Below are 1,358 nucleotides of genomic sequence, written 5' to 3'. Positions count from 1 at the left end.
CAGCTCGCTTACTGCTTGCTCGCTGCGAAGAAGTGAGATTATGCCGAGGACCTCACATGCTGTCAACAGCGAAATCGCGAAAATGTTCAAAAATGAACTGCACCGCCGCATGGCGGCGTCCCCCCTCATCCCGCCCCGGATCTCACGCCGCCCGACCCATGTGTTCCGCGCGGATCATGTCGATCAGATGGCGTAATCCCGGCAATGTCTGCCGGCGACTCGGATAGTACATCGACAACGGCGGTCCATCCACCGCCCAATCCGTCAGCACCGCTTCGAGCTTGCCGCTCGCGAGCTCGGTCGACACGTTGCGCTCGAGCACGTACCCCAGCCCGAGTCCGCCCACCGCCGCCGCAATCACGCCGTCGCTCTCGTTGATGCTCAAGGCGCCAGGCACATCCAGTTCGATCGCCGTCGGCCCGTTGCCCAGTTCCCATTTGTACAGGGTGTTGTCTCCCAGTCGCATCCGGATGCAGTTGTGGGACATCAGGTCCTGCGGCGTCTTCGGGCGGCCGCATTTCGCCAGGTATTCAGGCGATCCCACGACAATCCACTTCAGGGTGGGGGTGAGCGGCGTCGCGATCATGTCCCCCGGTACGGTATCGCCATACCGCATGCCGGCATCGAACCCCTCTGCCACGATATCGAGCATTCGGTCATCCACGGTGACATCGAGTTCGATGTCCGGATACGACGCGACGAAACGCGGAAGAATCGGATCCAGCAATAAACGCGCCGCATCGCGCGGCACGTTCAGGCGCAGCCGTCCCGCCGGCGACGCACGGTAACGATCGAGGGCACCGATGGCCGATGCGATCTGCTCCAGCCCCTGCTCGAGCTCCTTGGCCAGCGCCGCGCCCGCCGCCGTCGGCGACACCGAGCGGCTCGTGCGATTCAACAGCTTCACGCCCAGGCGCGCTTCCAGATTGCGCATCGCGTGACTCAAGGCCGAAGTGGTCACGCCCAACTCGGTGGCGGCCTCCCGGAAACTCTGCCGACGGCAGATGGTGACGAAGACGTTCAGATCGGCAAGCTCGCCGCGAGTGAAAGCAGGCATGTATTTCCCAACAAGTAGCTAGCAACGAAAACAACTGACATCCAACGCGTGCCCGACGTGCGAAATACCCGTTGAGCAATATTCACGTTTTTATGAGGTAAATTCTACCGAGTTCTTTTTCGAATGCGGAGGTGTGAGCGTGCTTCGTGACGCAAACGCGACAATGAGGCGCGGGGACGTGGGTCACATGGCACGCCATGGCATCTTCGGGTGGACGATGCCGTGCGTGCCTTGCGCAACGCCTTTGCGCGGAGGAGAGTGGCTTTTCGGGAGGGAATGAAAAAAGCCGATGATCTTTCGA

1 protein-coding gene is annotated in these 1,358 nt (G+C 61.3%); it reads right to left on the bottom strand.

Annotated elements, in window-relative coordinates; translation table 11 throughout:
• Positions 1 to 142: 142 nt before the first annotated feature.
• Positions 143 to 1,057 (bottom strand): LysR family transcriptional regulator, encoded by a 915-nt coding sequence (locus tag W930_RS0124915; protein WP_023874089.1) that lies wholly within the window; start codon positions 1,055 to 1,057, stop codon positions 143 to 145.
• Positions 1,058 to 1,358 lie beyond the last annotated feature (301 nt).

It is taken from the genome of Pandoraea sp. E26 (assembly GCF_000681415.1).
GTDB classification, from domain to species: domain Bacteria; phylum Pseudomonadota; class Gammaproteobacteria; order Burkholderiales; family Burkholderiaceae; genus Pandoraea; species Pandoraea pnomenusa.
The sequence above is the reverse complement of the archived record's forward strand: the minus strand, read 5'-3'. Positions and strand labels throughout refer to the sequence as shown.